Here is a 26,677-nt window from a genome sequence, read left to right on the forward strand (position 1 = left end):
TCGGGATCAATATTTGTCTAAAAAAATTATTTAGCGAATCTTACAGACATTTTTCTGTCAACAGCTCTTTCTGCATCTGAAGCACCTGCATCAACAGTAGCAAATTTTCCACCGTAGCCTTCTGCTCCCAAGACCTGAGATCCTACACCCTGTTTAGCTAACCAGTCTTTAATATAACTAGCTCTTTCTCCTGAAAGTTTTACATTAGCAGCTTCGTTACCCACTTTGTCAGTGTATCCGCCAATTTTAATTTTAGCATCAGGATATGCTTTAAGTATTGCAACTAAATTTTCTAACTGACCTTGTGAACCAGCTTCCAGTTCCGAAGCACTTCCCATTTTAAAGTTTACATGATCAAAGTCGTACCATTTATCCTTTAAAGCTGCATCATCAGCCGCACTTACGTAAGCACCGCTTTTCAGAAAAGAGATCATGTTATCTTCCATTCCTCCTTCATACCCTTTTAATGAGGTACCGTTTAGATCGATATTTTCATCTACTCTTGTACTGGTCATCGTTGCTGCAGTATCATTCTGCATTGATGAAGTATCATTTGATGTACTTAAAGTGTCACCTGCAACAGTGGTTGTGGTTGTTGTTTCTTTTTTCTCACACTGCTTCCATAAAAAATAAGCAGCAGCAATCAGTAATAATAAAGGCAGTAGCCATTTCCAGATAGATCCTCCGTCTGAAGCAGCTGTAGGTCTGTCGGGGAAAGTTCCGCCATCAGCTACACTTTTAGTTACTTCAATCTTTTTTTCTTCGTGATGCACCGGATCAGGAAGAGGAGTTGTAGGTGTGGTTTTAATGGTATCATTATCATTGTCAAACTTGTATCCTTTTGCCCAGTCTCCTACATTAAGAGATGCTAAAGAAAGACCTGCTGGTAACAATGATGATACAATACCTTTCTGGTCATTCAGTAAACCTGAAATCCCTGCTCGATCAAGGTTGTTATCAGCTGCATATTTTCCTACTGAGCCTATTGTCGCTCCCGTCACTAAGTTAAGTAACGAAGCTGAAGAATTATTACTTATTCCTGCATAGGTAGCAATAGAATTTACCAAACCGCTTAATTTATCACCAAAAATTGATGTTAATAAACCCTGTACCCATGTATTATCTGATGCCAAACCTAAGAGATTTCCCAATACTCCCCGAGAAGGGGCGTTTGAGATTGCGTCCAATACAGCCGGATTGTTTGAATTATTTGCTAATCCTCCTACGACTGCAGGTAACAGGCCTCCGATAGCTTTTGAAATACCGGATTCACTTTCGCCCAATTGCGATGCAGCCTGAGTTACTAACGCAGAACCAAGCTGTCCCTTAATTAAATCGATGATGTTTAATGACATAATAAATTATTTGAGATTAATGTAGTATAAACTTAAACAAAAATCTATCCAAATGTTAATTTCAAAAAAAAATCTTTAAAAATCATGGGGATTTCTAAAGATTTGTTAATGGTAAATAATTGATTTTTAATATGCTTTTGCGTATAGTACACGTCTTTTAGATGGTTTGCCTGAAATCATTGAAACACCTTCTTCAATATCATCATCAGCAGGAATACATCTGATCGTAGCTTTGGTTTCTTCTTTAATCTGTGCTTCCTCTTCATCAGTTCCGTCCCAATGCGCATAGATAAAGCCGCCTTTTTCTTCCAAAACTTTTTTAAATTCTTCATATGAATCGACTTTCGTGATGTTGTCTTTTCTGAAGTTGAAAGCTTTCTTGTACATATCTTCCTGAATCGTTTTCAATAGATCTTCGAGGTAAGAATCTAATCCCTCTAAAGGACGGGTTTCTTTGGTAAGGGTATCTCTTCTTGCAATTTCAACTGATTTGTTTTCCAAATCTCTTTGTCCCATTGCAATTCTTACAGGCACTCCTTTCAGTTCGTATTCAGCAAATTTCCATCCCGGTTTGTTTTGTGTGTCGTTGTCGAATTTTACCGAGATTCCTTTAAGTTTTAATTTATTCTGGATTTCTAATGCCACTTCGCTGATTTGGCTCAATTGTTCCTCGCCTTTGAAAATAGGAACAATCACCACCTGTATAGGAGCTAGTGTTGGAGGTAAAACCAAACCGAAATCATCAGAATGGGTCATGATCAAAGCACCCATCAAACGGGTAGAAGTTCCCCACGAGGTTGCCCACGCATGTTCTATTTTCCCTTCTTTATTGGTGAATTTTACATCAAATGCTTTTGCGAAATTCTGTCCCAAGAAATGGGAAGTACCGGCCTGAAGTGCTTTTCCATCCTGCATCAATGCTTCGATACAGTACGTGTCATCCGCTCCTGCAAATCTTTCAGAAGGCGTTTTGACTCCCATCACAACTGGCATCGCCATGAATTTTTCTGCAAAATCAGCATAGACGTTATTCATTTTTTCTGCTTCTTCCAGAGCCTCATCTTTTGTTGCGTGAGCAGTGTGCCCCTCCTGCCAGAGGAATTCTGAGGTTCTTAAAAATAAACGGGTTCTCATTTCCCAACGAACAACATTTGCCCATTGATTGATCAGTATAGGTAAATCTCTGTAAGATTGAATCCATCCTTTGTATGTATTCCAGATAATTGCTTCAGAAGTAGGACGAACAATCAGTTCTTCCTCTAATTTTGCTTCAGGATCAACAATTAATTTTCCTGGATTGTCAGGGTCATTTTTTAAACGGTAATGGGTGACAACAGCACATTCTTTGGCAAAACCTTCCGCATTCTTTTCTTCGGCCTCAAATAAACTTTTGGGAACAAAAAGAGGGAAGTAGGCGTTGACGTGACCGGTTTCTTTAAATCTTCTGTCCATTTCATCACGCATCTTTTCCCAGATTGCATAGCCGTAAGGTTTGATAACCATTGATCCTCTCACACCTGAGTTTTCAGCTAAATCTGCCTTTACAACCAATTCATTATACCATTTACTGTAATCTTCGCTTCTTGAGGTTAATTTTGCCATTAATTTTTTTTTAATATTTTTAACTTTTGTCTTTTATTGTAATCTAAAAATAAAAATCTATTTTTGATAGATATTTCTTACCAATAATTTGGTATATTTTTGGTACAGAATGCAAATATAATTTAAATTAAAAATTTTTACATTATCATGAAAAGAAATATACATAAAAATTTACTTGGTATGCTGAGGTCCAAAGGGATTTTAGCTGTTTCAAGTGGTTTACTATTAATGTCTTGCGGTGCACAGGTAGGTGGTTACAGTGAGACCGACGGCGTATATTATGATCCTAATAAAGATACACTGCCGGAAGGGGTGATCATTAATGGAGATCAGGGAAACAGAGTAGGAGATTATTATGAATACTATCCGCAATCAAGTATTGTAGAAAATTCTCAGATCAATTCCCAGGAATACAATAACAGATATAATGAATGGAGTGATGCAAACTACGGTAATGCCACAGATTCTGATTGGGGTAATTTCGCAGGAAGCCAGACTAACGTATACGACAACTCCTGGGGTTGGGGTATGGGAATGGGCTGGGGCTCACCTTGGGGCTGGGGTGGATTCAGTCCATACTGGGGAATGGGATCCGGCTGGGGCATGGGAATGTCTTTCGGTTGGGGAAATTCCTGGGGCTGGGGTGGCGGATTCAGTCCATACTGGGGAATGGGATGGAACTCTCCTTATTGGGGACTGTATAACCCTTACTGGGGTGGATACGGTTATGGTAATTGGGGATATGGTGGCTATTGGGGTGGAAACTATAACAGGCTTTCCTACAGAAGAAGTGGAGCAAACGGCAGAGGATTTACCAATAACACTACCGGTATAAACAGATATAACAGCAACGGCTCAGGTTTTAGAAACGGAAGCAACAATTCCGGTTTCAGAAATGGACAGGGTCAGGGATTCAGAAATAACAATGGCGGCTTCAGACAGGGGACAGCTAATGGCGGCTTCAGACAGGGAACGATGAATGGCGGTTTTAGAAACCAGTCAGGAGTTAGAAATCCTAATTATCAGCAGCAAAGACCAAACTATAATCAACAGTCTCAACCAAGATACAGAAACGACGGTGGTATGAGACCTTCAGATAACGGCGGATTCAGATCAGGAGGCTTCAATTCCGGCAGCAGCGGAGGAGGCGGATTCAGATCCGGTGGTTCTTCCGGAGGCGGTGGAATGAGATCCGGTGGCGGTGGCGGCGGATTCAGATCCGGTGGCAGATAATTTATAAACTCAATAACGATCAATACATAATGTTAAAAAAATCTTTAGTAATTATGAGTATTTCTGCAGCATTCTTTGTGCAGGCTCAGGATATTTCAGTGATCAGAAACTCTGTTGATGTATATTCTAATATACCTATGACAGGTAATTCAAAGTTTAATGCGATGGTAGGCTCGAATGGAGCTTTGGGAGGTGACGGTACTTCACTGATGACCAATCCTGCTGGTATTGGGGTTGCTATCGCCAGTGATGTTTCAGGAACACTATCAGTTACTAATAATAAAAACACTTCTTCATTAGCCGGCTCATCTGTTGATTATACAATCAATAAATTCAATGTCGGAAATGTAAACGGTTTGGCAACTTTTCAGTTAATGACCGAAACACCTTGGAAGTTTATTAATGTAGCTGCAAATATATCCACAACATCCATTGAAAATTATATAGAATCACCTGGAAATTCAAATATTTCTATTGCTAAAAATTTAGTTGATCAGGCTGGAAATAATGTAGTTGGAAATGTATCCTACTTAGGTCATGCATATAACAGATATGGTACGCAGACTCAATTTAATATTGGTGTAGGTGCCAATTATAACAACGCTTTATATTTTGGAGCCAGTATTAATATGCATGGAGTTGATATGGAGCAGTATGACAGTGCTGTTTTAGGACTGAATTTAGATAATTCGGTAGCCACCTATGATAAGCAATATACCCCGTATTCTGAAAAATCAAGTGGTTTCTCCGGTACATTAGGGGTGATCGGTAAAGTGAGCAATCAGTTGAGATTGGGAGCTTCAATAGAAACACCTACCTGGTGGTCTGTCGACAGAGCATACAGAGATTATTATGATGGCGCAGACGGAATCTATTATGATAATTTTGTCGAAGACAGAACATTCAGATCTCCTATGAAAGCAACCGTAAGTGGTGCATTTGTTCCTAATAAGAATTTTGCAATAAATGTTGATTATACGCTAGGACTGTCAAAACCGAAATATAAAGTTCAGGGGGTAGCAGAAACAGAACTTAACTCTTTCTTCAGCGATAACTATAAAAATCTATCAGAAATAAAAGTAGGTGCTGAATACAGAATCAAGGCTTTCAGATTAAGAGGAGGTTATTCTTATGCATCAAGTCCATTTGACAATGTTACCATAAGTGCCTTCTCTAATAACGGAACGGTTGCAGATAATAATTTCAGTAACTTTATTTTAGGAGACAGAAGTACTATCGGTGCAGGTATAGGATATGATTTTGGCCAATTTTATGTTGATGCAGCATATCAGAATATCAGTTCTGAATACAAAAATCCATTTTTGGCGGGATACGAATTTAATAGTTACAATACAGGATACTATTCGGGAGATTTTGATGTAACCACTCCTAATTCGGTTGTTTCAGATGTGAAAAACATAAGAAATAATTTCTTCTTTACCATTGGATGGAAATTTTAATCATACCTTTCTGATTAAATAAATAATAAAGGCTTCGATTGATTTCGAAGCCTTTATTATTATCTGAAATCAACAGACTTTTATCGATGGGTTAATAAATAAATTTTCAGAATAAAATACTGTCTGTTTATCAACAGATACTGAATTCCAACTATCATCATTGATATGGCACCACTATTTTAATGAGAATGATTATAAGGATGCGTATGAAAAAGATGCATCAGTAAAGCTAAAGAGACCCCGAGAATAACCAGCCCTATTTTAGACCAGTTAATATTGTGATTTTTATTACTCTCAAAGATGATCACAGAAGATATATGAAGAAAGATACCTCCTACAATAGCTAAGAAATACGGCTGCCATTCCGGATTGAAATAATTACCTAATACCACTCCCATGGGAGATGCCAGAGCAAATAATGCAACAATCAGCATTGAGGGATAAGAAGTTTTTGTTCCTGACCGGTTAAATAAAAATGCCCCCAAAATAAACGAAATCGGTAGATTATGAAACAGAATTCCTAACAGATAAGGTGACCAGGGATTGGTTTCGTTCGCCAAAGGAATTCCTTCAATAAATGCATGAATAAAAAGCCCAACCATTAATGCGGCAGGCAGAATATTTCCGCTTTCATTATGATGATGAAAATGTCCATGTTCAAAACCTTTGGTTAGAGCTTCAAGAATCATTTGAAGCAATACTCCACCAATCACAAAGATGCCAAGGTTTTTACTCACGTCAGAGGCATACACCTGAGGAAAAACTTCGTTAAGGCAGATGGTAATCAGAAAACCGGCGCTTAAAATCAACAGGTTTTTCGCAAACTGCTCTTTTTTACCAAAGAATTTTCCAAGTAAAACACCGGCAATAACGCTTAAAATTAATAATATTATAATCATTTTAAATAAAAGGCTATAGTAAACAATACAGAACAACTGATAAATTTAGAACTGTAAAAACAATGTGAACTGGACATCTGTATTTATCTTTAAAGGTGTTCTTAAAAAAATAGTTCCAATGAATAACAATACGCCAGAAATAACAAAGTAGTGGAGATGTGTGACTGTCTGTAAATCCAAATTTCATTCCAGCAAATAAAGAACTTAGAGTCACAACCATGAAAACTATATTGAGCTTCATTGCAATTCTGAGTTACTTTTTCTTAAATAAATTAATACAACGTGGTGAAATTTCTTTTTCAAAATCATTCAGCAGATAATCGCCCCAAATTTTTATTCTTTCAAAGCCGCATTCCGATGCATAGTTTTCAATCGTTTCTAAAGTATGGAGCTTTACTTTTTCAAAAAAATGTTTTTTTTCTCCGTCAATTTCGAACCAAATATCTTTGATAATATGTCTGCCTTCAATCTTTTTAGAAACATAAAAATCAATACCTTCCCTATGGATAGTAGTTTCAGGTACTATAGTTCGTGTCACGTACTCTTCATTCAGGTAATCTAAAACAAAATAACCTTCTGATTTCAAAGCGCTGTAAACTGATTTAAAGACATTCCTGTCATCAGATTCTCTGTCAAAATATCCAAAGCTGGTAAAGAGATTGAAAACAGCATCTACTGGTTTAGAATCGATAGGATCCCTCATATCATGAACTTTGAAATTTAAACTTTCATTCTCAAATTGTTTGTCAAACTCAATACTTTGCTGAGAAAGATCTAAACCAAGCACATCATAGCCTGATTTATTGAGGAAAACTGAGTGTCTTCCTTTTCCGCACGCAAGGTCAATTATTTTTGAAGATTGAGGCAGCTGAAGCTCCTGAGTGAGTTTTGTGATGAAGTTTTCTGCTTCTGTGTAGTCTCTGTTACTGTAAAGCAAATGATAATAAGGCGTATCAAACCAAGATTCAAACCATTCCATAATGCAAAAATAACTAAATTTGCGGTGTTAAAAGAAAAGTATTTTAAATATTAAGGTATTGAAAAATTCAATTTACTAATAAAACGAAACGCTAATTCTTTAATTTTTAAATGGTTAAATCTTTTAATTACAACTTATGGATACAGAAAATATCAAAATTCAGATAAAAACATTCTTCGGATTAGAAACAGTTTTGGGTGAAGAAATCAAAAAACTGGGCGGAAGAAACGTTGAACTTAAAAATCGGGCAGTCAATTGCGAGGGAGATTTAGGTTTTCTTTATAAAATCAATTATTCTGCAAGAACAGCTTTAAAAATTCTTGTGCCGATTGATGAATTCAAAGCGTATAATGAAACAAAATACTATGACAGGCTATTCAAATTTGAATGGGATGAATTTATGGATGTCCATCAGACTTTTGCCATAGATTCTACAGTTAATTCTGAAAGATTTAGTCATTCTCAGTTCATGACCTTTAAAATGAAAGATGCAATTGTAGATTATTTCCAGAATAAATACGGGAAAAGACCTAACATTGAGACGAAATCTCCGGATATTAAATTCCATCTTCATATCGACAGAGAATTGGTGACGATTTCCCTGGATTCCTCAGGTGATGCTTTATTTAAAAGAGGGTACAGGAGAGAACAGGGTGAAGCCCCGATCAATGAAGTTCTGGCAAGCGGGATGCTTCAGCTGGCAGGCTGGGACGGCAAGGGAAATTTTCTTGATCCGATGTGCGGTTCAGGAACGCTTTTGATTGAAGCTGCAATGATCGCAATGGATTTACCCGCACAGTTGTACAGAAGAGGATTTGCTTTCCAGAACTGGAAAAATTATGATGAAGATCTGTTTGCAACAATCAAACAGCATCGGGTAGACAGGATAAGAGAATTCCACGGAAAAATTGTAGGTTACGATATCGACGGCAGGATGCTTGATGCAGCAAGGACTAATGTAGAATCTGCAGAAATGGAAGATGTAATTGAGGTAAGAAGAGAAAATTTCTTTGATACCAAAAAAGATATGTTCCCTTTACTGATGGTTTTCAATCCTCCGTATGACGAGAGAATTTCTATCAATGATGATGATTTCTACAAGAAAATCGGAGATACTTTTAAAACGAATTATCCAAATACGTTAGCGTGGCTGATCTCTTCAGATCTTGATGCACCGAAAAAAATCGGATTGCGGCCTTCAAGAAAGATCAAGCTTTTTAACGGAAAACTGGAAACCAGGTTTCTGCAGTATGAAATGTATGAAGGGACGAAGAAGGTGCATAAACTGGAGAATAAGGAAGAGTAAAAATGTCACTGAATATTTTTGAAATTATTGAAGGTATCATTGATTTCATTTGTCTTTTGGCAAATCATACCTCGTCAGATTTTAATAATAATGCGAAAAAAATCAGGAGAAAATCAAAATATACATTTGAATTGTGGAGTGGAGGCTTTTTTGGTAATTGCCTCCATTTTGTTCTTTATCGTATTTAAAAATCCTTTGCCGAATTAGAATTTGTTGCAGGCTGTTATTATCTGTTCTGCATTTGGGCTCACTCTTTCTTTTACTGTCTTTTTTTTACTTTATCAACTGGATCTTTATTATTTCAGATGCTTTTTCACATGTGTATTTTTCAGTGGATCACTTATTTTATTGTTGACTGCACTTGTTTTGTATATATATTTTAGATCAAATTTGTTTAGTTTTTAAATTGAAATAAATTGAATCCAACCATATCCATTATCGTTGCCATTTTTAACCGAAGAGACGAACTTTTCGAGCTTCTCAATTCGCTGACCTTTCAGACGGATAAGATTTTTGAAATTATCATTGTTGATGACGGTTCTTTAATTGATTTAAAACCAACTGTTCACAGTTTCGATGGTATTTTGGATATTAAATATTTCAGGAAGGATAATTCAGGACCTGGTTTATCAAGGAATTATGGTTCTAAACGTGCTTCCGGCGAATGGCTGGTATTTGTTGACAGTGATGTGATTGTAGAAAAAGATTATATTCAGAATATTAAGAAAGATATTCTTACCATTCCGTGTGACGCTTTTGGTGGAGCGGATAAGGCTCACAGAGGCTTTAATCTGATGCAGAAAGCAATCTCTTATTCAATGACGTCAGTCTTCACTACCGGTGGTATTCGTGGAAATAAAAAAGCGGTTTCAAAATTTCAACCCAGAAGTTTCAATATGGGAGTAAAGAGAGCGGTCTTTAATCAGGTTGGCGGTTTTTCTGAAATGAGAATTGGTGAAGATCCTGATTTATCGATGACGCTTTGGGAAAATGGTTTTACGACTGCCTTTTTTGATACTATTGCAGTCTATCACAAACGCCGTGTTGATTTCGGAAAGTTTTCAAAGCAGATTTACCAGTTTGGCTGTGCGAGACCAATTCTGAATCAGAGACATCCTAAATATGTGAAAATTTCTTTTGCTTTTCCGACTTTATTTTTCTTAGGATATATTTTAGGATTTATCGAATACTTTATTCTTGGAAGAGGAACTGTTTTAGCATTTTATGGGCTCTATACATTCATGGTTCTTATTCATGCACTGATCGTTACGAAAAATATTGCCATTGCAGGAATGGCAGTTATTTCCACTTACATTCAGATGTTTTCTTACGGTTACGGGTTTTTAAAATCATGGATATTACTCAATGTTTTCAGAATGAAACCTGAAGAAGCTTTTCCGAAACATTTTCATAGAAATTAAATATTAAGATGGTCAGTTAATAAATTTATAATAGTGCTTCTTATCTTACAGGTATTTTTAAAAAAGATGCTGTTGAAGTCAACAGCATCTGGTAATCAAGATGTATAAATAGTTTCATGGTGTAATATATCTGTTTTGCGCATGCATTCTTTCATTTTCTGATAGGTACGCTCTATATCGTGATCTAGGCCTATGGAAAATCGTATCAGACCGTCAGAGATGCCCATCGCTTCGCGTTCTTCTTCAGGAATTTCAGATGAAGTGGAGCTTCCGGAACATGAGAACAATGTTTTATAAAATCCTAAACTTACTGCAAGGTATCCGAGGTTTTCACGCTGCATCATTTCCATCAGTTCGTTTGCTTTTTCAGTCGTTTCGGCATCAATGGTTAGAAGCCCTCCAAAACCGTATTCTTTCTGCATCATACTTTTCATCAGCGCATGATTCCTGTGGGATACTAAACCCGGATAGGAGACTTTCAGTCCGTCATTTTCAAACCGTTCAGCAAGATACATCGCATTATAACTGTGCTGCTTCATTCTGATATGAAGGGTTCGGAGATTTTTTAAGATACTTGCTGATCTGAAACTGTCCATTGTCGGACCCAAAAGCATACATGCTCCGTTATTCACATTTTTAGTGTTGTCAATAAATTCCTGTGTAGAACAATAAACTCCGCCAACCGTATCACTGCTACCATTAATAAATTTAGTTAAACTGTGAATGACAATATCAGCACCTAAAAGAGCCGGTGAAATGGAAAGCGGAGAAAAAGTATTGTCTACTATAAGTTTTAAATTATGTTTTTTGCACAGTATCGAAAGTTGTCTGAGATCAGCAATTTCCAGAAGTGGATTGCTCACACTTTCGCAATAAATGATCTTTGTCGTCGGACGAATGGCATTTTCGATCGATTCGAAATTATTGATATATACGAATGTAGTATCAATATTGAAAGGAGGGAGGAAATTTTTCAGAAAAGCATAAGTTCCGCCATAAATTGTCCGGCTGGAAATAATGTGATCTCCGCTTTTACAGATCTGCATAAGAACGGAAGTGATTGCGCCCATTCCGGAAGCTGTAACATTCGCAGTTTCTGTATTTTCCATTTTTGCCAAAGCTTGGGAAAGATAAAGATTCATCGGGGAAGAGTGCCGCGAATACAGATAACAGCCATCTGCATTTCCTTCAAATGTATCAAACATGGTTTTGGCAGAAAGAAATGTGTATGTAGAACTGTCTGAAATGGATGGATTTACCCCTCCAAATTCTCCAAAATACTGCAAATCCTGTATTTCATTAGCTGCACTAAAATGATCCATATTTTTTTTGTTTAAAAATGAATATTTTATAATGTTTTTACAATACGTTGATTGAAATTTAGATTATAAATCTATAAAATTGAAAATATGGTGACAAAAAGTTTATTAAATTTAATTTCATTAAATTTAACCAAAAAATTATCTATGCAATTTGACGAAACAGATAAAAAGCTGCTGCTTTTTCTGCAGCAGGACTGCAAGCAAACTACCAAAGAACTCTCGTATAAACTCGGATTATCCATAACTGCTGTTTATGAACGCATAAGAAAGCTGGATAATAATGGAGTGATTTCAAAATACTCAGCGATTTTAGACAAAACTAAAATTGACAAAAACTTTATTGTTCTGTGTCATGTAAAACTTACTCAGCATAAAAAAGAGTTTGTGCTTCAGTTTGAAAAAGAGATCATGAACATCGATGAAGTTACAGAGTGCTTTCATGTAAGCGGTGATTATGATTATATTCTTAAAATCTGTGTAAAAGATATGGAAGACTACCGCAATTTTATGCTTACTAAACTTACTACGATACAGCATATCGCAAGCACACAGAGTGCTTTCACTATTTCTGAAGTGAAAAATACTACTGAACTGGTCTTGTGAAATTTAAACTAAAACACCATTTTTAGAAGCAATCGGCTCAGGCAGATCATCATGTTCCCCGATCATCTGAAGAAGATCAATTTCGATGGTCCGGCAAATCGACAGCATAGGGATGTCAAACATCAATCCTCCGAAAGGATTTTCGGAATAATCACCTACCAATTCCATGATGATGTAAATCCAGCCTACAATAACACAGAACGGAATACAGGTCCAGATTCCCCAGTCTCCCAATTTACTGAATTCACTTACCAGACCTAATGGAAGAAGAATAATAAAAATTACAATAAATATAAATCCTGAATTCGCAAACTGTCTTGGGGAGGGAAACTTTTTGATTCTCTCCGCCTGCCCCTGATAATCATAGAAGTCATTTAAGCAATTCTGAAGCTGCATCTGATCAAAATCTGTGATGACTTTTTTATTTTTTAAATAATTTAAATCTTTTGCCTGTTGTGAATTTAAAAATGTTGCAAAGTTTTTGTAGTCTTCCTGCAGTTCCAGCTCTTCTTCTGAAAGATATTTCTGCTGAAATAAATGGGTTCTGACATAATCAGGAAAACCAGCTTTGATCTGTCTGTGTCTTTTAAAATTGATACTTCCGAAATGCCTTTCAAGACTGATGTGTTCCCATTCTGTAGGGATCAGCAACTGCTCCCTCAAGGTGTAGAGCCATGCTATATGACGGTATACAAGCTGTTTTTTAAAGTCTTTTATATAATGCATTTCACCTTTTTCGGTATCAAATGCATACAGCATTGAGGTAAATGATCTACTTGAATTCACGATGGCTCCCCAGATCTTTCTGGCTTCCCATAGTCTGTCATATGCCTGATTGCTTTTAAAACCGACGAAAAAGGCAACTGCAGTACCCACCAATGTAAGAGGAATCAGCGGAATCGTCATCCACTGCCATTCAAAAAAGTAATAGATGGCTGCAACGAATGTGCTCCATGCAGTAAGCCATACAAGGTGCAGTCCGGCAAGGTTTGCTATCTGTTTGTAATTGAAATATTTTGTTGTGATCATTGTATCAGAAAATTTAATATAACCAAGTTATCAAAAACCGTACAAAAAAACCTCTGAAAATTGTTCAGAGGTTTTTAAATTTTAATATTGTAGCATTTCGTTAATCTTCCTGGTTAATTTCTCAGAATTTGGAAGCATTTCCTTTTCTAAAATTAAATTAATAGGAACTGCCGGAGTGTCAAGAGATCCCATTGCTTCAACAGGTGCATCAAGGTATTTGAAACAGTTTTTTGAAATACGGTGTGCAAAAGCCTCTGCAAAAGAATTGTTTAGTTGTTCCTCTGTCAGAACAAGGCATTTTCCATGTGCTTTTACTCTTTCAAAAACCAACTCCTCATCTAAAGGAATAATTGTTCTTAAATCAATTACTTCCACCTTACCATTGAAGTTTTTAACGGCTTCTTTTGCCCAATAAACACCCATTCCGTAAGTGATTACAACAATGGTGTTTCCTTTTTTAATCTCTTTTGCGTCAGCTTCTATAATGATTTTTCCTTTTCCGAACGGCAGGATATAATCTTCTGCAGGTTCGATGGTTTTAGCATCTTCCGTTCCGGGCACTTTACTCCAATACAAGCCTTTATGCTCTAACATTACAACGGGATTCGGGTCATAATAAGCAGCTTTTAAAAGACCCTTAAAATCCGCAGCATTACTTGGGTATGCTATTTTTATTCCTTTAATATTGGCTAAAATACTTTCTACACTTCCGCTGTGGTACGGGCCGCCGCCGCCATAGGCTCCGATAGGTACTCTGATGATATTACTCACAGGAAATTTACCGTTGCTCAGGTAATTGGATTTAGATATTTCGGTAATCAGCTGATTAATTCCAGGATAGATATAATCAGCAAACTGTACTTCAACGATAGGCTTCAGGCCTACTGCGCTCATTCCTGTAGTTGAACCTATAATATAAGCTTCCTGAATAGCAGTATTGAAAACTCTTTTGCTTCCGAACTTTTTACCTAGAGTTACTGTCTCACGGAAAACTCCACCAATTCTCTCACCCACATCCTGTCCGTACAGTAAAGCCTCCGGGTGCTTCCACATGATTTCCTGAATAGCATGAATCGCTGCGTCAACCATTACGATTTTTTCTCCACTTTCCGGTTCACGGATTCCCACTTCTTCTGTAATTGGAGTAGGAGCGAAAATATGCTGCATTACTGTTTCAGGATTTGGATCTTCAGCTTTCTGAGCCCTTTCAAAGGCTTCTTCAGCTGCCAGTCTTGTCCTTTTTGTAATCTGCTTCAGTAATTCTTCATCGGTGCCGGATTCCAGCAATTGATTTCTCAGTATTTCTCCAGGATCTTTTTCTCTGTGCTTAATTAGGTCTTCCTCATCTCTGTAGAATTCTCTTCTCACGCCTGAAGTATGATGGCCGATCAAAACTGTTTTTGCGCAGACAACCAATGGTTTTCTTTCTGCTCTTACAAAATCAACGGCCTTTTTCATCGCTTCAAAACTTGCTGCGAAATCAGTTCCGTCAACTCTAATCCTTCCTAAACCCTCAAAACCGGCGACAAAATCATATGCATCACAGGTTCTTGCTTCGTCTTTGGTTACTGAAATTCCCCATTCATTGTCCTGAACTAAAAAGATAATAGGAAGTTGGTGCAGGGCTGCAAACTGTAAAGCTTCACTTACTTCACCTTCTGTTACAGAATTATCACCCAGGCTGCAGATCACAACCGGATTATTTTCAAATTGTTCTAAATTAAAGTCCTGAATGTATTTGATTCCCTGTGCAACTCCTGTTGTAGGAATCGTCTGCATCCCGGTAGCAGAACTTTGGTGAATAATCTTCGGCATATTTTCATCTCTGCTTGACGGGTGAGAATAATACGATCTTCCACCGGAAAAAGGATCATCAGCTTTTGCCAGCAATTGAAGCATCAACTGATAAGGTTCAAAACCAATTCCCAATAAAATACTTTCGTCTCTATAATAAGGAGAAACCCAGTCTTCTTTTTTCAACTGGTAAGCTGTTGCCAACTGAATAGCCTCGTGCCCTCTTGAAGTACTGTGTACATATTTACAAACATTTCTGTTTTCTTCATAGATGTCTGCCATTGCTTTGGCAAGCATCATGTGATTATAAGCCTTAAGTAAAATATCCTGAGAAACTTTTTCGTGAAGTGTATTTTCCATAGAAAGCAAATATACATAAAAAAATAAAACACTAACAAGCGTTAGTGTTTTATGTTAATTATTTGATTTATATTACTCTTTGATTACTTTTTTAGTAATAATATCTTTATCGGTTTTCACTTCGATAATGTAAACACCATTTGTTACTGCTGATAAATCAAGGCTGGTTTCATCACTGCTGATTGTTCCGCTCTGTAATAATTTACCGGTCAGATCATAGATTTTGTAAGTAGATTTTTTAGGAGCTTTTAATACTTTAACCAGGTCTTTTGTAACAGTAGGTGCAATAATAATTCCATGAGGATTTGCTGTTTCCTGTGTACCTAAAACTTCATTATATCCAGTTACAATGATTGAATAATTTGATGGTGCTGCCGTTCCGGAATCATTTACCAAAGTGCCTTTATTGGTGATTTCAATTCTGTAATTTCTACCGGCCACTGGAGAGTTGATCACTACCTGTTCGACATTGTCAACAGTATTATCAGCTTTTATAGCAGGAGTTGTCGGATTATTAGCGTCTAATTTCCAAGGATAATAAATTGTATTGTTAGTCGTATCAATTATTCTTAAATCTATATCATTGATAAGTTTGGAAGTTCTGTTATTATATACATCAGACACAAATTGATAATTGGGCGTATACTTTGGATCAAGCCAGCTGATTGTTACTTTTAAAGGTTCTGATCCTGAAGCTTTAACATTCTTGGCTTTTGTTACTCCGCTTGTTAATGTTTCATCAGCGAAAATCACACTGCCATTAGATTTGCCAACTAATAATTCAGCTCCTTTTTTAGCATTGATAAATCCCCATCCAAACAATGGATCTGGTCCAACAGTTCCGGCTTCTGATGCAGAATGTATCGTTAAAACTTTCGCAGATGATGCGTTAAGCAGGGCATTGTTAAACAATTGTTTGTTGATCTGAGTCCATAGTCCGATAATTCCGGTCACGATAGGTGCGGAAAATGAAGTTCCGCTTCCACCTGCCCAAATACTGCTTCCTGCAGCTGATGTCGCAGCATAGTATACATTCGTACCAACCGTCGAAATATCAGGTTTAATGCCTCCGTCATCCCTTGGTCCTGCGCTGCTGTAACTTGAATGTACAACGTCGTCTGAAGTTGTGTAACGATTGTTGTTGGTTGTGATAATATCAGTTGCTCCTACTACAATAATATTTTTTGCCAGTGAGCCTGTTCCTATGCAGTCATACCCTAAAGAACAGTTATTTGGCGGTAAAGTATCTGTTGCTGCAAATGCAACAGGTCCGTTTGCGCTATTGTAATAGGTGGGGGCTGTTGAATTTTTACCGGCCGGTCCAAGATCAAAATAATTACCTGACGACTTTACAATAATATATGATGGGTTATTGTAAGCTATCAGATCATAATTGGCATCATTTGTATTATAGGTGCCCTGATAATCATAAAAAGTATTCCCGGATTTAAAACCACTATATGTAAATGAAGCATAAGTATTGTTAGCGTATGCTTCTGTCCATCCTGAATTTACACCGTAAGAATGATTTGATATATTAGGCTGAGCAATAATAATTTTTTGAAATACAGTGCTTGTAGCTGTGTTCCCGGGCAGAGTGGTTGTATTAAACATGTAGCTGTCCATTGTAGAATTGATTGCTACACCCTGTGCATTTCCTACGGGAACCTGATTAGGGGGAGTTCCTGAAGAAAGTGGAACTGATTTTCCACCGATAAAGCTGCCAACTCCGGTTGAATGGTCGGAGTACACTTGAGTAGTTGCCTCTTTATTGGTAATTCTGCCAGGACTATTATTGAATGCAGTATGAGATTCATATATTCTACCTCCGTCAAAAACAGTATATTTAATGTTTTCACCATTAAAAGCTCCGGTTAAGCCTGATATATTCCCTGCTGTATTGAGCAGATCAGAGTTAGCATTCAAAAGCTGTCTGGTATCTTCCTGTTGAAGAAAATAAGGGACGCCAAAATTGAAACCGGCTAAGGTACTTCTTTGTTGTTCTATTTCTTTTAAAACTTCCGGTGATCTGTCTGAACCATACCGTTTTGAAATATAAGAATCGAACTTTTTGTTATTCTCTTTATTCTGTTTTTCAAACTCTCTCTTTAAAGCATCATTATTTTGTGCACTTAACAATGATAATGCTAAAGTACTGACTAAAAGTAAATGTTTCTTCATGACATAAAAAAATCAATTATTTATAAAAAACAAATATATATAAATAATTTCATTTTGTTTTTTATATTGTATGTGAAAAATGATAATTTTAAATGAGTATGTAAATGTTTTCTTAAAAAAGATAAATTTAGTATACTTGAAAAGTGTTGTTTTTAGATATTCTGCACAGCATTTTTTAAAAAAATAACTAACTTTACATTCTTTTTTTAATTAAAAGTCAGACAGAATTTATGTATTTAGTTTTTGACACAGAAACCACAGGTCTTCCGAAAAATTTCAACGCACCGCTCTCAGATTCAGATAACTGGCCTAGAATGGTTCAGATTGCATGGCAGTTGCATGATGATAATGGTAATTTAGTTGAAAATCAAGATTATATAATAAAACCGGAAGGTTATGATATACCTTTTAACGCTGCAAGAATTCATGGTATTACCACAAAGATCGCCCATCAGGAAGGTCGTGATCTTCAGGAAATTTTAAAAGAGTTTTCTGAAGTTTTGGATAGAGTCAGAGTCGTTTCAGGACATAATGTAGAGTTTGATTATAATATTGTCGGTGCTGAGTTTTTCAGGAAGAATATTCAGGATAATCTTCAGGAAAAGCCAAAAGCTGATACGATGATTTTAGGTACAGATTATTGTCAGCTTGGAGGGGGCAGAGGGGGAAGATACAAATCTCCGAAACTGGAAGAATTATATGAAAAACTGTACGGATACAAATTTGATGAAGCGCATAATGCTGCAGCTGACGTAAATGCAACTGCTCAGGTTTTCTTTGAAATGATGCGTATCGGAATTATTCCGGCTGATGTTCTGAAAACATCGGAAGATCAGTTATCACACTTTAGAACACTGCATCCCGATCCGATCAAACCTTTTGGAATCATTATCAGAAGGCAGGTTGCAGAATTTAACAATAAGAAAAAGCAATCCGATGTCGGTAGTATCGATGATATTGAATTGGGAAGGTATTTTAATTTTGATAATAAAAGTGTTTTCTCAACTTTAACGGCTACTTCCAGCATCAATGATTTAATTAAAAAAGCTACAGAAGATAATTTTCCTGCTGTCGGAATGGTTGATTTAGGGAATATGATGGGAGCTTTTAAGTTTGTTTCCGCAGTTGAATCTGCCAATTCTGACCGATCTAAAAAGTATAAGGAATATCTTGTTAAAAAACAGGAAGCACAAGAAAACGGAACTGATTTCAATGAGGCTGAACCTGTTTCTGATCCTCTGATTCCTGTGGTAGGATGTGAATTTTATATTTCTGACCGATATGAGCAGAAACAGTTTACTAAAGACGATCCGGACAGAAGAACACAGGTCGTATTACTTGCAAAAGATTTTAATGGATATAAAAATTTAGCTAAACTTTCAAGTATAGGATTTTTAAAAGGATTCTACTTTGGCGTTCCCAGAATCAGCAGAGAATTGATTGCTGAATATAAAGAGGGACTGATTGCTTTGACTTCCGGTATCAACGGAGATATTCCTGATGCTGTTTTAAATACCGGTGAACAAAAAGGGGAGGAGCTCTTCAAATGGTGGAAAGATACTTTTAAAAATGATTTCTATGTTCAGATTCAAAATCATAAGCTACCTGAGGAAGAGCATTTAAATGATGTACTCCTGCATTTTGCAGATAAATATGATGTGAAAATTTTAGCTCAGAATCAAACTTATTATACGGATAAAGATGATTCTAACATTCAGGATATCGTAAGTTGTATTAAAGACGGTGAAAAACTCACCACTCCTGTCGGGAAAGGATTTGGTAAAAGAAGAGGATTGGCAGGCGGAGAATATTATATTAAAAATTCTCACGAAATTAAAGAAACTTTTTTAGCGTATCCGGATGCTTTTGATGCCTACGAGGAATTCACTTCGAAATTTAGTCCTTACACTTTAAAGCGTGATGTTCTTTTACCAAAGTTTGATATTCCCGAAGAATTTATCCGTGCCGAAGATGACATCGATGGAGGAAAACGAGGTGAAATGGCTTATCTCACACATCTGACTTATGAGGGAGCGAAAAAAAGATATGTTGAAACGGGAATTACAGACGAAATCAAAGAACGTCTTGATTTTGAGCTTGAAGTAGTTGCAAATACAGGTTATCCGGGCTACTTTCTGATTGTACAGGATTTTTGCAATGAAGCCAGAAATATGGGGGTTTGGGTAGGACCCGGACGTGGTTCTGCTGCAGGTTCTGTAGTAGCTTACTGCACAGGTATTACTAATGTTGATCCGATCAAGTATGATCTGCTATTTGAGAGATTCTTAAATCCTGAAAGAATATCCATGCCTGATATTGATATTGATTTTGATGATGAAGGGCGTGATAAAATTATCAAATGGGTAGTTGAAAAGTATGGCAAAAACCAGGTAGCACAGATTATTACCTATTCCGTTTTGGGAGGGAAGTCAGCGATTAAAGATGCAGGAAGAGTGCTTGATCTGCCAATTCCTGATACCAATAACATTGCTAAGCTGATTCCTCCAAGCCCGGGAATGAACATTGCAAAAGCTTTAGCTAAATATGATAAACTGAAACCTGAAGACCAGATGTTGGTTGATGAAATGAAGTTTGTTTTGGGAAATCCTGATGATCCACGGCATGGCGTACTTGGAAGTGCTAAAAAGATGGAGGGCTGTATCAGAAACACCGGAATTCATGCTTGTGGAGTGATTATTACCCCTGAAGATGTAAGTAATCTGGTGCCGGTAACCATTGCTGCAAAAGATGCTGATATTTTGGTTTCGCAGTTTGATAACTCTGTTGCTGAAAGTGCAGGACTTCTTAAGATGGATTTTTTAGGTCTGCGTACGTTAACGATTATCAAAGATGCTTTAAAATTAATTAAGCAGAGGCATAATATAGATATTGATCCTGACAGTATCCCACTGGATGATTCTAAAACGTACCAACTATTTAAGGAAGGTAGAACGGTCGGGATTTTTCAATATGAAAGTCCCGGGATGCAAAAATATATGCGGGAACTGAAACCTACGGTTTTTGCCGATTTGATTGCCATGAACGCATTGTACCGTCCGGGACCGATCAAGTACATTCCTAACTTTATTAACCGAAAACACGGTGTTGAAGAAATCATCTATGATTTGCCTGAAACAGAAGAATATCTGAAAGAAACTTATGGTATTACGGTTTATCAGGAGCAGGTAATGCTGCTGTCTCAAAAATTAGCAGATTTTACAAAAGGTGAAGCCGATACTTTGAGAAAAGCAATGGGTAAAAAGCAGATTGATGTACTGAATAAAATGTATCCGAAATTTATTGAAGGAGGTAAGAAAAATAACCTTGCAGAAGATCCTTTAAATAAAATATGGAATGACTGGAAAGCGTTTGCAGAATATGCTTTCAATAAATCTCACTCTACCTGTTATGCGCTTATCGCTTATCAGACAGCTTATTTGAAAGCCAATTATCCGGCAGAATATATGGCGAGTGTGATGAGTAATAACATTAACAATACAGATTCTATAACCTTGTTCATGGAAGATTGTAAAAGTATAGGTGTTGATGTTCTGGGACCGGATGTAAATGAGTCTCAATACAAGTTTTCGGTAAATGATAAAGGACAAATCCGTTTTGGTTTAGGAGCAATCAAAGGAATCGGAGAAGGTCCTAGTGAAGGAATCACAAAAGAAAGAGCAAATGGAAGGTTTAAAAATATATATGATTTTTTTGAGAGGATAATGCCATCCCATATGAATAAGAGGGTAGCGGAAAGTTTGGTGCTTGCCGGTGCCTTTGATGAATTCAGTATGTATCACAGGGGGCAGTATTTTGATATTGACATGGCTGGAAGAACAAATCTGGAGCGTCTGATCAGATATGGACAGAGCTTTCAGGAAAGTAAAAATGAAATGGAGAATTCTCTTTTTGCGGATTTTGCAGATGAGGTTCAGATTGAGCAGCCTAAATTATTGCCTTGTCCGGAGTGGCCTAATATGCATAAACTGAACAAGGAAAAAGAGATCATCGGGTTTTATCTTTCTGCACATCCACTGGATGAGTTTAAATATCATTATCAGTTTATGCAGGGAAGGTTATCAAAAAAAGCAGTTTTAGAGAAAGAGGATGAGATAAAAGTTGTGATAGATGAAGTCCCTATGCTGGAAGCAGATGACAAAGATGAAACCATTGATATTGCAGAAATTGTTTCTGACGATATTGTTTCTGGAGAAGAAGAGATTATTGAAGAGATCACGAAAAAAGCAGAGCCGAAAGGCAATTTTGGATTTTTAAATCTTGATGAAGTGGATGCTTATAAAGAACAGGCTTTTGCCAATAAGCCTGCTGAATTATTTGAAGAAAAAAAGAAAGACTGGAAAACCCTTCAGAAAGAAAGGGAAAACGGTGGAGGTGGAAAAGAATACACCGTTGCCGGTTTGATTACTGAGTATCGGGTGCAGGACGGTTTCAAAAGTGGTGAAAAAGTAGCCTTTTTGATGTTGGAAGATTATTCCGGATCTTATTCTTTCAGATTGGGAGACCGTGATTATATGAGATTAAAAGAGAAACTAGAAGTGCAGCGTTTCGTGATCTTAAAAATAAAATTCGCTCAGGTTAAAGACGGACGTGTATTTGTAAATGTTGTCGATGTAATCGAGCTTCAGGAAGCATTTGAGAGATTCGCAAAAAGTATTTCTCTGGTTATGGATATTATGGATTTCAGAAAAGAGGATTTGGAATTCTTCAGAAATGTTCTTGATCAGAATAAAGGAAACCAGAAATTTAAGTTTTTAATTAAAAACTCTGAAGAAAATTCTGATATGGAGTTACAGTCTATGAAATATTCAGTGGATTTGAATGGTGATCTGATTAAAGAAATTCAATTATTGAACAAATATGAATTTTATCTCAATTAAAATTTGGAATTTTTGTTAAAAAAGTGGCTTGAATAAGCCACTTTTTTTATTGTTATTGTTTTATCATAAAAAATATTACTTATTAAAAATATTATTACTTATAATAGTGAAATATTTAACGATAATTTAATATGTTGATATTTAGATAATTAATATAAGCACATAATTATAATATTAAATGGATGTTTAGTTTTTTTAATTGTTTATCTCTATATGTTATAGAATTTTCAAAAAATTAAGATTATTTATGATTTTTATATGGTTAAATTACTAATTTTACCTTCTAATTTTAATTTAACTAAGTATGAGAAAATTTTTACTCACATGCATGACGGCTCTAAGTTTGGGAGCTGCTGCACAGGTGGGTCCACCACAGGCAACAAACCCCAATACCAACAATGGATATGGGTTTACACAAACTTCCGGTACATATGTTCCGTTATCTGCCAATAGAACGATATGGCAATCCGGAGTAACTATTGCAACAGACGCCGTATCTTCTGCAATAACTTTACCATCTAATTTTAAATATAACGGTAAAATTTATAATAGTATCTATATTAGTAATAATGGATATATTACATTTGGAAGTCCTTCTACAGCTACAACTTACACTGCATTGTCTACCAATGTAACAGCAACAGGTAGTTTTTACGATGGAGCAGTAGCTGGATTTGCAGTTAACCTCAAAAATGCAAACACAACGACTTCTGAAATTGCTTATGAATCTACAGGGTCAAAATTTATTATTCAGTTTACTGACTTACAGGGAAATTCTGCTTCCGCAGCACAGCTTATTACTTTTCAAATACAGTTAGACTCATCAAATAATAATGTTTCTATTGTATATGGCACTTGTGCTTCTGGAACTGCAACATTAACAGGACAAGTTGGATTGAAAGGTGCAGAAAGTTCAGATATGAATAACAGAACCGGAACCAACTGGACTTCTACTGCGATTGGTACGTCTACTACAAGTAACTGTACTTTAGGGACCACAGGAACAACGACAGTACCTGCATCCGGTCTTACTTTTAATTTTGTGCCAGGAACATTACTTAATGCACCAACTGCATATACTGCAATACCCTATACTGAAGATTTTTCTAATTGGGTAAATGGTAACTCAACCGGAGATTTGCCTAATGCTACATATTGGAGAACCTGGCCTTCAAGAGGAGATAATTCATGGAGAGCAAGTAATATTGCTACTGGAATTACAGGATTTGCTTCCAGTACAGGGTGGACCGATAATAGTGAATCAACTGCCACAGCTATTGCTACACCAGCTGTTGCTCCTACTGCAAGATTTCATTCTTATCAAGTTAGCGCCGGATATTCAGGATATATGGATTTATATGTGAATTTATCTACCGGAGGCACCGGCAACAGGGTTATCTCTTTTGACTATCGAAATCAATCTGGTACAGATAAGTTAGATGTTTTATTGTCTACTGATGGTGGAAATACCTTTAGTAATATTGGAAGCTCATTAACTACTGCAACAGCTTGGTCGAATAAAACCTTTACTACAAATTCTACATCTTCTACAGCTATAATTCGTTTTCTGGCTACTAGTGATTTTGGAAGTGATGATATTTATATTGATAATTTGGCAATAAATGTTTCTGCAGTTGCACCATCTTGTACCACAATTTCTACACCGGCAAATGCAGCTACAGGAGTTTCGGTAAACCCAACTATAACATGGGCTGCAGCTTCCGGTGCTTCAAGTTACTTGATTAATTTAGGAACAACTCCGGGAGGAACCAATGTAATGAATAATATAGATGTAGGTAATGTTACATCTTATGCAATTCCTACAGGTACTCCATTAAATTATTCAACTCAATATTATATTACTATATTTCCTAAAAATAATTTTGGTACAGCAACAGGATGTACAGAGACCAGCTTTACTACCACTACAATCCCATGTCCTACAGTTACGGCTCCAACAGCTGCAGCGATTGGTGTAGCTTTAAGCCCAACAATTACCTGGAGCGCAATTTCAGGTGCGACAGGTTACAGAATGACAGTAGGGACTACTGCGGGGGGTACAGATATTATAAATAATCAAGATTTAGGAAATGTATTATCTTATACTTTTGCTACTCCTTTGTCTTCGTCTACAAAATATTTTTATAAAGTAAATTCATATAATACTACTTCAACTTCAGCTTCTTGTGTTGAAGGAAACTTTACAACATTGTGTAGCGCTGAAAACGCACCTACTTTATCACAAACGTTTAGTTCTTATTTGCCATCATGCTGGTCTGCTGCTAAAGGAGTGGTAGCCACATCTTCGACTTTAACTTATGGTACAAGTAAATGGACTTCTGAAACAGGTTTTGCCAATACCGGAACCAATGCTGGAGTAAGAATTAATTTGTATGATGCTAATCCTGGAGATTGGTTGATTTCGCAGCCAATAAATCTTGGAAATACAGCTGGAATTTACAGAGTAAAATACAGAATGGCTGTGACAAGTTATTTAGGTACAGCTGTACAAACAACCTTAGGATCACACATTGTGAGACTTATCGTTTCTACTGATGGAGGTACTACGTGGAGTGATACGAATGTGATAAAAACGTATACAGGTGCCGGAACTTATTCCAATACAGGACAGACAGAAACTGTAAATCTGACAGGCTATACAGGTACTATAAAAATTGCTTTTGTAACTACTACAACTTCTACTTCTCCAGATATTGATTTTCATGTGGATGATTTTGTAGTTGAAGCTGTACCATCTTGTTTTGAGCCTACTGCTGTTGTAGTTTCAAATATAACAATTACTGCTGCAAATTTAGCATGGACTGCACCAACAACTGCACCGGCTAATGGTTATGATGTTTACTACAGTACTAGTAATAGTGCACCAACCTCAACAACTGTTCCAAATTTCACAGGAATAACAGCAACTTCTAAAGTATTATCACCACTTACTCCGTCTACCCAGTATTATGCATGGGTAAGATCAGTGTGCAGCGCATCAGATAAAAGTACCTGGTCTGTGGTGGCAAGTTTCATGACACCATGTGTAAGTGTATCTGCTGTTTCTGAAAATTTTGATACAACTTCTGCTACCGGGAATATTTTACCAGTATGTTGGTCGAAAATTGTAACAGGTTCAGCAAATGCATATGTACAAGCCGGGACTTCAATGAGTGCTCCAAATTTAATGTACATTTACGCAAGTACTGCAACTGAAACCAGTATTGTAAAATTACCGGAAATTAGTAACTTAAGTAGTGGTAATTATGCAATCTCATTTAAAGGTCGTGCTAACTTCACTGTTGGTGGTGTAGTACAAGTCGGATATATGACTGATCCGAACAACGCATCTACATTTGTAGTTTTAGGATCATATACCTCGACAAGTATCACAGCAATTGATAATTTCTTTTTACCTATTGTAGGAGTTCCTTCAGGAGTTAGTACATTAGCTTTAAGACATAATGGCAATGGATACAGTGTTTTACTGGATGATGTTAAATATGATTTGGTTACATTATTATCAACTTCAGAATCTGCTCAGGTAAAAAATAATCTTACTGTTTATCCAAACCCATTTGCTGATGTATTGAACATTTCAGATGTGAAGAATGTTAAATCTGTATCAGTTATTGATGTTGCAGGAAGATTAGTGAAAACTATAGAAAATCCAAGCGCAGGTCTTCAGTTAGGAGAATTGAAATCTGGTATGTTTATGATTATTCTTAATATGAATGACGGTTCTAAACAGACTATAAAGGCAATTAAAAAATAGAATTTAATCATTATTTAATTTTGAATGGCAGCTGATTTCTCAGCTGCCATTTTTTTATTGATTTTATTATTAAAATTTACTCTTTAGTACAATAATGATCTATAAAACAAATTTTATTTTCATGCCCATTGTTTATAAGCATTGGGATAGATGCACAGATTACTTTGGGCACCGGAAGTTTCAATATCGTGATCGCCCCCATCAGTATATATCATGGCTATTCTTATGTTCAGCAGATTTTCACGAAGCGAGAAATAAAAGCCAATGCTGCAGGAAATATTACAGGCCTTGAATTTTATCTTGATCCGGCATTTCCCAGTTCCTGTTATTATTACCTGCAAGTATGTTTTAGTTTATTATGATCATTCAAATACGGCGTTTTTAATTAAGAATGGTTTTAAAACTTATAAGAATAAATTATATACCTTAAAAAAAGGCGGCAAACGCATATGCATTTCCA

At 36.5% G+C, this 26,677-nt stretch carries 16 protein-coding genes; 7 read left to right on the forward strand and 9 right to left on the reverse strand.

From position 1 onward, the window contains the following. Positions 1–26: 26 nt before the first annotated feature. Entirely contained in the window at positions 27–1,355 is a 1,329-nt protein-coding gene (locus AC2A07_RS15890) for an OmpA family protein (RefSeq protein ID WP_484051197.1), read from the reverse strand. A 126-nt stretch (positions 1,356–1,481) separates the two neighbouring features. Next, a complete protein-coding gene (gene proS / locus AC2A07_RS15895) occupies positions 1,482–2,957 on the reverse strand; it encodes a proline--tRNA ligase (protein ID WP_484051198.1) in 1,476 nt (491 codons plus the stop codon). 147 nt (positions 2,958–3,104) lie between these two features. Between proS and AC2A07_RS15900 the strand changes: the two genes are divergently transcribed. Then, a complete protein-coding gene (locus AC2A07_RS15900; protein ID WP_484051199.1) occupies positions 3,105–4,190 on the forward strand; it encodes a prolyl-tRNA synthetase in 1,086 nt (361 codons plus the stop codon). 53 nt (positions 4,191–4,243) lie between these two features. Next, positions 4,244–5,650, forward strand: a complete 1,407-nt coding sequence (locus tag AC2A07_RS15905; protein ID WP_484051200.1) for an OmpP1/FadL family transporter — start codon at positions 4,244–4,246, stop codon at positions 5,648–5,650. 179 nt (positions 5,651–5,829) lie between these two features. Here the strand turns inward: AC2A07_RS15905 and AC2A07_RS15910 are convergent, their stop codons facing one another. Further along, entirely contained in the window at positions 5,830–6,549 is a 720-nt protein-coding gene (locus AC2A07_RS15910) for a ZIP family metal transporter (protein ID WP_314497194.1), read from the reverse strand. A gap of 253 nt (positions 6,550–6,802) precedes the next feature. Then, a complete protein-coding gene (locus AC2A07_RS15915; RefSeq protein ID WP_484051201.1) occupies positions 6,803–7,528 on the reverse strand; it encodes a class I SAM-dependent methyltransferase in 726 nt (241 codons plus the stop codon). A 136-nt stretch (positions 7,529–7,664) separates the two neighbouring features. On the opposite strand from AC2A07_RS15915, the gene AC2A07_RS15920 reads away from it, so the two are divergent. After that, positions 7,665–8,834, forward strand: coding sequence for a THUMP domain-containing class I SAM-dependent RNA methyltransferase (locus AC2A07_RS15920; protein WP_484051202.1), 1,170 nt, complete (start codon positions 7,665–7,667; stop codon positions 8,832–8,834). 416 nt (positions 8,835–9,250) lie between these two features. Further along, positions 9,251–10,255: a glycosyltransferase family 2 protein gene (locus AC2A07_RS15925; RefSeq protein ID WP_314497201.1), complete on the forward strand. Its 1,005-nt coding sequence runs from the start codon at positions 9,251–9,253 to the stop codon at positions 10,253–10,255. 95 nt (positions 10,256–10,350) lie between these two features. Here AC2A07_RS15925 and AC2A07_RS15930 read toward each other — a convergent pair whose 3' ends face one another. Then, complete coding sequence (locus tag AC2A07_RS15930) at positions 10,351–11,577, reverse strand: aminotransferase class I/II-fold pyridoxal phosphate-dependent enzyme (RefSeq protein ID WP_484051203.1); 1,227 nt, start codon at positions 11,575–11,577, stop codon at positions 10,351–10,353. A 144-nt stretch (positions 11,578–11,721) separates the two neighbouring features. Here AC2A07_RS15930 and AC2A07_RS15935 point away from each other — a divergent pair, with 144 nt between their 5' ends. Continuing rightward, on the forward strand, positions 11,722–12,180 hold the full coding sequence (locus tag AC2A07_RS15935) for an Lrp/AsnC family transcriptional regulator (protein ID WP_484051204.1): 459 nt from the start codon (positions 11,722–11,724) through the stop codon (positions 12,178–12,180). 3 nt (positions 12,181–12,183) lie between these two features. On the opposite strand, the gene AC2A07_RS15940 is transcribed toward AC2A07_RS15935, so the two are convergent. The 3 genes from AC2A07_RS15940 to AC2A07_RS15950 all read right to left on the reverse strand — a co-directional run bounded on the left by AC2A07_RS15940 (position 12,184) and on the right by AC2A07_RS15950 (position 17,544). Beyond that, positions 12,184–13,209 (reverse strand): bestrophin family protein, encoded by a 1,026-nt coding sequence (locus tag AC2A07_RS15940; RefSeq protein ID WP_314497207.1) that lies wholly within the window; start codon positions 13,207–13,209, stop codon positions 12,184–12,186. An 81-nt stretch (positions 13,210–13,290) separates the two neighbouring features. Further along, positions 13,291–15,363, reverse strand: coding sequence for an alpha-ketoacid dehydrogenase subunit alpha/beta (locus AC2A07_RS15945; RefSeq protein ID WP_484051205.1), 2,073 nt, complete (start codon positions 15,361–15,363; stop codon positions 13,291–13,293). A gap of 72 nt (positions 15,364–15,435) precedes the next feature. After that, positions 15,436–17,544: a S8 family peptidase gene (locus AC2A07_RS15950; protein WP_484051206.1), complete on the reverse strand. Its 2,109-nt coding sequence runs from the start codon at positions 17,542–17,544 to the stop codon at positions 15,436–15,438. Between the two features lie 230 nt (positions 17,545–17,774). On the opposite strand from AC2A07_RS15950, the gene dnaE reads away from it, so the two are divergent. Next, the gene (dnaE, locus tag AC2A07_RS15955; RefSeq protein WP_484051207.1) at positions 17,775–22,442 is read left to right on the forward strand and encodes a DNA polymerase III subunit alpha; all 4,668 of its coding nucleotides are present in this window, start codon (positions 17,775–17,777) and stop codon (positions 22,440–22,442) included. A 304-nt stretch (positions 22,443–22,746) separates the two neighbouring features. Beyond that, complete coding sequence (locus AC2A07_RS15960) at positions 22,747–26,217, forward strand: fibronectin type III domain-containing protein (RefSeq protein ID WP_484051208.1); 3,471 nt, start codon at positions 22,747–22,749, stop codon at positions 26,215–26,217. Between the two features lie 119 nt (positions 26,218–26,336). Here AC2A07_RS15960 and AC2A07_RS15965 read toward each other — a convergent pair whose 3' ends face one another. Then, the gene (locus AC2A07_RS15965; RefSeq protein WP_484051209.1) at positions 26,337–26,558 is read right to left on the reverse strand and encodes a hypothetical protein; all 222 of its coding nucleotides are present in this window, start codon (positions 26,556–26,558) and stop codon (positions 26,337–26,339) included. Positions 26,559–26,677: the final 119 nt, after the last annotated feature.

Source organism: Chryseobacterium sp. HNCC26DJ238, assembly GCF_057180465.1.